We start from the raw sequence: 7,557 nt of genomic DNA, 5'->3' as shown, positions 1-7,557 counted from the left end.
CTCCAGGGGCGCGGGGAACCGCGCGACCAGCCACAACGGACCCGCACTCGCCAAAGCGCCCCGGCCCCCGAGTCACTGGGCGCCCGGCCCCGGAGACAGCCGGCTCAGCGCCCCCGGCCTCGCCAGGCGGGGCAGTGTGACGCGCCAGACGCGGGTGAGGGTCGTGGGGGAGAGCCACTCGGGATCGGTGCGGCCCAGGGCCTCCAGACCAGTCGTGGCCGCGACCACCGACGCCGTCGCGTCAGCGCGGGAGACGTCGCCGGCGAGCAGGTCCCGGGCCGCCGCCTCGCTGAGCAACCGGTGGACGCAGGCCCGCCACTCCGCGCCCAGGTCCACGTCCGTCCGGCACGCCTCGTCGCCGCTCAGCCGTGAGCCGGCCCGCGCCACCACGTCCTCGCGGAGCCGCTCGGCGAGGGCGTACGAGGCGTCGGTGAGGCGTTGCAGGGGGTCGAGGCCGGGCCGCCGGGTCGCGGTGCGGGCCGCCCGCCGCAGGTTCTCGGCGGCCGCCACCTGGACGGTCGCGGCCACGGCAGCCTTGTTCTCGAAGTGGAAGTGCAGCGCTCCGGGGCTCACACCGGCGCCGGCGCTGATCTCGGTCAGCTTCGCCCGGACATATCCATGCCGCTCGAAGACTTCCGCGGCCGAGCGCACGAGGGCGTGTCGGGTGTGCAGGGCGCGTTCCTGTTTCAGCACGGTGGGCTCCTCCGGTGGCCTTGTCGATGTCGATGTCGATGTCGATGTCGATGTCGTGGGCAGGGGCGGGGACTGCGGGCCCGACCACCCCTTATAAAACCAACCGTGCGGTTTCTTTTCTACCTCGCCCTATCGGTCTGAATCCGACAGTGCGGGCCCCCTGGCGCGGCGAGGCCTGGCGGAAGCGTGCATTCGGCTACGGCGGGGGAGGTGTGCCGATCCGAGGCATTGCAAACCAGCACCCCGGTATGTTTCTATCGAAGGGAAGCGACGGGCTCGGGGTGATCCCCCGGGGAAATCGCCCGTTTCCGCGCTGAAACAGACTCCCGCAGCCGTGCCTACATCCCCCGAGGCGCGGCTGCGGGCCGTTTTTATGCATGTTTGTCAGCTTTTGGTCCGGCCGTGCGGCGTGGGTGGTCGCGAGGAAACCGGCCACGAGGGGGATAAAAAAATCCGCGCCCCTGGTATGTTTCTTGGGACGGTTGAGAGGGCCACGGGGGAAAGCAGAGCTGTGGCCCGCCCGTACGGGGAGGAGCGAACACGTCATGAACGTCTCAGGCGCTCACGTCGAAACCACTGACCGCCGGGAAGGGCCCAGGCCGGGCCTGCGCCTGGCCGTCGCGGCGGGCGCCGGGGCGCCGCAGCCCGGCGCCGTCCCCGCCGGGGACCGCGAGGGACCGGCCGGCGACCGCGGGGGCCGGGAGCGGCGGACGGGCGTCGTGGACGTCGACGCGCTCAGGGCGTCCGACTCCCCCCGGCTCGGCGGCGAGAACCGCGACCATGTGCGGGCCCTCGCCGAACAGCAGGAACCGCTGCCGCCGATCCTGGTCCACCACCCGACGATGCGGGTCATCGACGGGATGCACCGGCTCGCCGCGGCCCGGCTGCGCGGTGCCACGACCATCGAGGTCGAGTACTTCGAGGGCGACGAGGACGAGGTCTTCGCCCTGTCCGTCGAGCTGAACATCGCGCACGGCCTGCCCCTGTCCCAGGCCGACCGCGCGGCGGCCGCCGAGCGCATCCTCACCACCCACCCGTACTGGTCCGACCGCCGTATCGCCTCCAACGCGGGGCTCGCGCCGAGCACCGTCGCGGCGATCCGGCGCCGTTCAACGAGCCGAACCGACCAGTTGAACGCGCCCCGCGTCGGCCGGGACGGCCGGGTACGGCCGTTGCAGGCGACCGAGGGGCGGCTGCGGGCCAGTCAGGTCATCGCCGCGAACCCCACCGCGTCGCTCCGCGAGATCGCCGAGCGGGCCGGGATCGCCACCGCCACGGCGAAGGACGTACGGGACCGCATCCGCCGCGGACAGGACCCGCTGCCGCAGACGCCGCCCGCCAGGCGGGTCGCCGTGCGGGACGAGCCGGGGCGCGGGGCCGGGCCGGCCGCCGCCGGCGGGCGCGGAACCGCGCATCTGTCGGCGGCGGCGATCGGGCTGATCCTGCCGAACATCTGCAAGGACCCGTCGCTGCGGACCGAGGCGGGGCGGATGCTGCTCCAGATGCTCAGCGTGCACTCCATCGGCGACGAGGCGAAGTGGCAGCGGCTGGCGCGGAGTGTGCCGGGGCATCGGGCGCCGGTGCTGGCGCAGGCGGCGCGGAGGTGTGCCGACCACTGGCTGCGGCTGGCCAATGAGTTGGAGATGCGGCGGGGTTGAGTTCTGCGCGCCTTGCCGCCGTGGGGGTTCTTTCGCGGTGGCGGGTGCGGGTTGTTCGTGGCTGGTCGCGCCCGCGCGGCGGAGTCGCGTGGTGTCAGCGCCCCGCGCCCCTTTGGGTGCGGTTTCCGTGGCGCGCGGTTTCCAGGACCCGGAATTTCTTTATGGAGGACATCCTCATGGCTGATCACAGTCCCGATCTTCTTGTCGAGACCCCCTGGATCTGGCGGGCCCGGCGGCCCCGGGCCCGGACGCGGCTCATCTGTTTCCCGCATGCCGGGGCCGGGGCCGGGGCGTACGGGGAGTGGGCGCGGTTGCTGCCCGCGGAGGTGGAGCTGGCCGCCGTGCAGCTGCCGGGGCGGCAGAACAGGATCGCCGAGGACCCGGTGACCGAGGTGGGCCCCCTGGTGAAGGTGCTGACGCAGGCGCTGCGGCCCTTCCTCGACGGGGACTTCGCCTTCTTCGGGCACTCCGGCGGCGCGGCGCTCGCGTACGAGGTCGCCAAGGCGTTGCGGGAGAAGGGCGGGCCCCGGCCCAGCTGGCTGTTCCTGTCCGCGCAGCCCGCGCCCGGCACCGTCGGCCGGGTCCCGGTGATGCACACCCTCTCCGACGAGGAACTCGGCGCCGAGGTCGTCCGGCTGGGCGGGATCGAGCCCGAGATCGCCGAGGACGAGGAGGTCATGGAGGGCCTGCTGCCCACGCTGCGCGCCGACTTCACCCTCTGGGAGCGGCACCGGGTGGAGCCGGGGGAGCCGCTGGACACCCCGATCACCGTGCTCAGCGGCGACGCGGACCCGCGGGCGCCCAAAAACACCCTCTACGGCTGGGCCGCGCACACCACCGGCGCCTTCCACACCCGGTTCTATCCCGGCGGCCACTTCTACTTCCTCCACGACCCGACCGAACTGGTCGCCCACCTCAGCCAGGTCCTCACCGGCCAGGCCCCCACCGGCCCGTCCCACGCCGGGTCCTCCCGGCCGGCACCCGAACTCGCGGGGAGCGCGCGATGACCCACACACCCGACCTCACCCCGGGCCTCGACCCCGCCGTCGCCGCCCGCCTCGCCACCGCCACCCGGGCGATACCGGGCGTGCGCGACGCCGCCGTCGTCGTACGGCAGGGGGCACGGACCGCCGACGGCGGGGGAGAGGCAGAGGGCACACCCCGGACGCCCTCTCAGGCATCACCGGCACCGCAGGCATCACCGGCACCGCAGACGTCACCGGCACCGCAGACGTCACCGGCACCGCAGACGTCACCGGCACCGCAGGCATCCCCCGCGCAGCCGGCGTCGCAGGCGTCGCTCTCCGACCGGCCCTCCTCCGAGACCTTCGGCGGTGAGCCGCGCATCCCCGAGGGGGCGCCCACCACCCTCCAGGAGGGGTTGCGGCAGGCCGCCGAACTCGCCCCCGACGAGGGGACCCTGTATCTGCGCAAGGGCAGCGAACCCGACCTCCAGACCTACGCCGAGCTGCTCGCCGAGGCCGAGCGGGTGCTCGCCGGGCTGCGGGCGGCCGGGCTCGCCCCCGGTGACGCGGCCCTCTTCCAGTTCGGGGACCACCGGGCGTACATGACCGCCTTCTGGGCCTGTGTACTCGGCGGGTTCGTGCCGACGCCGGTGGCCGTGGCGACGACGTACGAGAGCCACAACGAGACCACCCGCAAGCTGCACAACGCCTGGCAGCTGCTCGACCGGCCCGTGATCCTCACAGACCAGGCCACGGCGCCCGCGCTCGGCGCGCTGCACACGCTGTGGGGCGAGCCGGACCTGCGGATCCTCCGGGTCGGTGAACTCCTCGGCCAGGAACGGGACTCCGACTGGTTCGCGACGACCCCGGACTCGCCGGTGATCAACCTGCTCACCTCGGGCAGCACCGGCGTCCCCAAGTGCGTCCAGCACACCAACGCCTCCGTCGCCGCGCGGGAATGGGCGGTGATCCAGGCACGCGGTTACACCAGCGAGGACGTCAGCCTCATCTGGATGCCGCTCGACCACGTCACGATGGTCTACTACAACGTCCGCGACATGTTCCTGCGGTGCCGGCACGTCAACGGGCGCATCGACGACGTCCTCGGCGACCCGCTGCTCTGGCTGGACTGGATCGACCGGTACGGCGTCACCAACACCTGGGCGCCGAACTTCGCGTACAACCTGGTCAACGAGTGCGCCGACGAGATCGGCATGCGGAGCTGGGACCTGTCGCGGATGCGGGAGTTCGTCAACGCGGGCGAGCCCGTCGTCGCCGCCACCAGCCACCGTTTCCTCGAACTCCTCGCCCCGCACGGGCTGCGCGCGGACGCCATGGTGCCGTGCTGGGGGATGTCCGAGACCTGCTCCGGCGTCACCTACACCCGGCAGAGCCGCGACGACCGGGAGCTGGGGACGGTCGTCGTCTCGCAGGCGTCCCTCGACGGCGACCTCGTCTACCAGTCGGTCGACGGAAAGGGCGCCGACGCGGTCGCGTTCACCGAGGTCGGCGGGCCCATCCCCGGTGTCACCGTCCGCGTCGTCGACGACCAGGGGCGGACGCTGCCCCAGGACCGGGTCGGTGAACTCCAGATCCGCGGTGTGACGATGCTGCGGCACTACCACGGCAACGCCGAGGCCAACCGGGACGCGTTCACCGACGACGGCTGGTTCCGCACCGGGGACCTCGCCTTCGTGCGGGACGGATCGCTCGTCATCGCCGGGCGGAAGAAGGACCAGATCATCGTGCGGGGCGCCAACTTCGTCGCCCACGAACTGGAGAGCGTCGTCGAACAGGTCGAGGGCGTCCGCGTCACGTTCTCGGCGGCGGCCGGGGTCCGCGAGCCCGGCGAGGGCTCCGACCGGCTGGTGATCTTCTTCGTGCCGGTGCGCTGGGACGCCGAGTCGCTCGCCCGCACCTTCCGGGAGGTACGGGCCGCGCTGGTCCGGGAGGCGGGGATCGCCCCCGACGTGGTCGTACCCGTCACGGACGGCGAGTTCCCGAAGACCGCGAGCGGCAAGATCCAGCGGGCCGCGCTCGTCGCCGACCTGCGTGCCGGACGGTTCGCCGACCGCATCGCCGACGAGGAGGAGGACACCGACGACTCCGGTACGTGGTTCTTCCGCCGGCAGTGGTCGCGGCTGCCCGCCGCGCAGGCCCCCGCCGACAGCGGCACCTCCCGGCTGGTGTTCTCCGCCGACTGCGGCACCCGGGTGGTGTTCGCCGAGGAGGAGCAGCTCGCCGCGCTCGGCCTGGACGACGAACCCGCCGTGGTCGTCGGCCGGGGCCGCTCCTTCGCCGAGGTCGACCTCGACCGCTACCGGGTAGCGCCCGGCGACCCCGAGGACCTGCGCCGGGTGCTCACCGACGTCACCGCGCACTACGGGCCCATCGACTCCGTGGTGTTCGCCTGGCCGCTCGACGGCAGGGACGACGAGCCCGCCGCCCGGGTCACCGCCGTCAGTACCCAGCTCACCGCGCTGATGGGGGTGCTCGACGAGTTCGGCGCCCCGCTGCTGCTCGTCCTCACCGAGGGCGCCGCCCACGTACGGCCCGGCGACCGCGTCGACCTCGGCGTGTGCGCCCTGCCGGGGCTGATCCGCACGGCCGCCGCCGAGAACCCGCTGATCACCGTGCGGCAGCTCGACCTGCCCGCCGACCGCGCCCAGTGGGCCCGTGCCATACGCACCGAACTCGCCGACCCCACCCACACCGGGGTGGTCGCCGCACGCGAGGGCCTGCGCTGGCAGCCGCGGCTGCGCCCCGTCGACGACGAGACGGAGGCCGAGCTCGCGCCGCCGCTGGTGCCGGGCGGGCTGTACCTGGTCACCGGCGGTCTCGGCGGGATCGCGAGCGACCTCGCCGGATATCTGCTGGCCGCGTACGGCGCCCGGCTGCTGCTGGTGGGCCGGTCGCCCGCCGAGGGCGCGAAGGCGGCCCGGCTGAGGGACCTCACCGACCTCGGCGAGGTCACCTACCGGCAGGCCGACATCACCGACCCCGAGCAGCTGAACGCCGCGGTGACCGCCGCCGAGCAGCGCTGGGGACGCCCCCTCGACGGGGTCCTGCACCTGGCCGCCGCCGATGTCTCCGACCAGTGGCAGAACCTCGAACGGCACACCCTGGCCCACGAGTCCGAGGACGGCTTCCGCGCCCAGTACGCGGCCAAGGTCGCCGGCACCCTCGCCCTCGCCGACGTCCTGGAGAGCCGCCCGGAGGCCTCCCTGGTCCTCTTCGGCTCGGTGAACGGCGAGTTCGGCGGGCACTCCTTCGGCGCGTATTCAGCCGCCAACGCGTTCCTCGTGGGCTTCGCCGACCACTGGCACCACGAACGCGGCCGGGACGTGCGCTGCCTCGCCTGGAGCATGTGGGACGACGTCGGCATGAGCCAGGGCCAGTCCACGGCGCCCGCGCGCCGGCGCGGCTTCCGGGCGATCGACCCCGAGCGGGGCCTGCGCTGCTTCCTCACGGCGACGGCGCTGCCGTACCACTACCAGCTCATCGGGCTCGACGCGCGGAACCCCTTCGTCGTGGGCGAGCTGGCGCCGGACGAACTGAGCGTGCGCGAGGTGCTCGTGGCGTACACCACCGACGCGGAGGAGGGCGCCGACCCGGCCGCCGTGCACGCGGCGCTCGCACCCGCGCTCGCCGAACTGCCGGTGCCGGTACGGCTCCTCGAAGTCAGCCGTATCCCCAAGGACGGCAGCGGGGCCGTCGACACGACCCAGCTGCTGCTCGACATGGCGCCGCGCCGGGCGGCCCTCGGCCGGCGGACGCAGACCCCGCCGGAGGGGGAGCTGGAGCGGCGGATCGCCGCGATCTGGTCCGACGTGCTCGGGCAGAAGACCGTCGGCCGCGACGAGTCCTTCTTCGACCTCGGCGGCAACTCCCTGCGCGCGACCCGCCTGCTGGCCCGCGTCGACACCGAACTCGCCGTCCGCCTCAGCACCCACGAGCTGTACGAGAACCCGACGGTCGAGGGCATGGCGACGAAGGTGGCGGCGGCCACGGCGCCGACCGAGGCGGTCACCCCGACATCGGCGGGAGCCGCGCGATGACCCGGCGGAGCCCGGCCCCCTCACGGGGGGCGGCGGGGGCGGCTGCACCGGCCGCCCCGGCGCGGGCGGGTCAGCCGACGGCCTCGGCGAAGGTGGTTCCGCCGGCCGCCTCGCGTCGAGCGGCGGTCCCGGCGCCCTCCCCGGTGGCGGTCTCCCCGGCGCCCCCGGCACCGGTCGGCACCC

General features: G+C 73.7%; 4 protein-coding genes. 3 read left to right on the top strand and 1 reads right to left on the bottom strand.

Annotated features, from left to right (window positions below; translation table 11 throughout):
- Nucleotides 1-72: 72 nt before the first annotated feature.
- Nucleotides 73-693, bottom strand: a complete 621-nt coding sequence (locus AOK15_RS28695; RefSeq protein ID WP_055521254.1) for a ScbR family autoregulator-binding transcription factor — start codon at nt 691-693, stop codon at nt 73-75.
- Nucleotides 694-1,238: 545 nt separating this feature from the next.
- Between AOK15_RS28695 and AOK15_RS28690 the strand changes: the two genes are divergently transcribed.
- The 3 genes from AOK15_RS28690 to AOK15_RS28680 all read left to right on the top strand — a co-directional run bounded on the left by AOK15_RS28690 (nt 1,239) and on the right by AOK15_RS28680 (nt 7,374).
- Complete coding sequence (locus tag AOK15_RS28690) at nt 1,239-2,351, top strand: ParB/RepB/Spo0J family partition protein (RefSeq protein WP_079058763.1); 1,113 nt, start codon at nt 1,239-1,241, stop codon at nt 2,349-2,351.
- Between the two features lie 176 nt (nt 2,352-2,527).
- Nucleotides 2,528-3,358 carry a thioesterase II family protein gene (locus AOK15_RS28685; RefSeq protein WP_079058764.1) on the top strand — a complete coding sequence of 277 codons (831 nt, stop codon included), beginning with the start codon at nt 2,528-2,530 and terminating at the stop codon, nt 3,356-3,358.
- The gene (locus AOK15_RS28680; RefSeq protein ID WP_055521253.1) at nt 3,355-7,374 is read left to right on the top strand and encodes an SDR family NAD(P)-dependent oxidoreductase; all 4,020 of its coding nucleotides are present in this window, start codon (nt 3,355-3,357) and stop codon (nt 7,372-7,374) included. The genes AOK15_RS28685 and AOK15_RS28680 overlap by 4 nt, the downstream gene beginning before the upstream one ends.
- The last annotated feature ends 183 nt before the right edge of the window (nt 7,375-7,557 follow it).

Origin of the sequence: Streptomyces ossamyceticus (assembly GCF_001418475.1) — a bacterium.
Classification (GTDB): Bacteria; Actinomycetota; Actinomycetes; order Streptomycetales; family Streptomycetaceae; genus Streptomyces; species Streptomyces ossamyceticus.
Note: the sequence above shows the minus strand (reverse complement) of the source record. Positions and strands in the feature narration are given on the sequence as shown.

Excerpts from the sequence above, each read along its gene's own strand:
- AOK15_RS28690 (WP_079058763.1), top strand. The coding sequence starts at position 1,239 with ATGAACGTCTCAGGCGCTCACGTCGAAACCACTGACCGCCGGGAAGGG.
- AOK15_RS28685 (WP_079058764.1), top strand. The coding sequence starts at position 2,528 with ATGGCTGATCACAGTCCCGATCTTCTTGTCGAGACCCCCTGGATCTGG.
- AOK15_RS28680 (WP_055521253.1), top strand. The coding sequence starts at position 3,355 with ATGACCCACACACCCGACCTCACCCCGGGCCTCGACCCCGCCGTCGCC.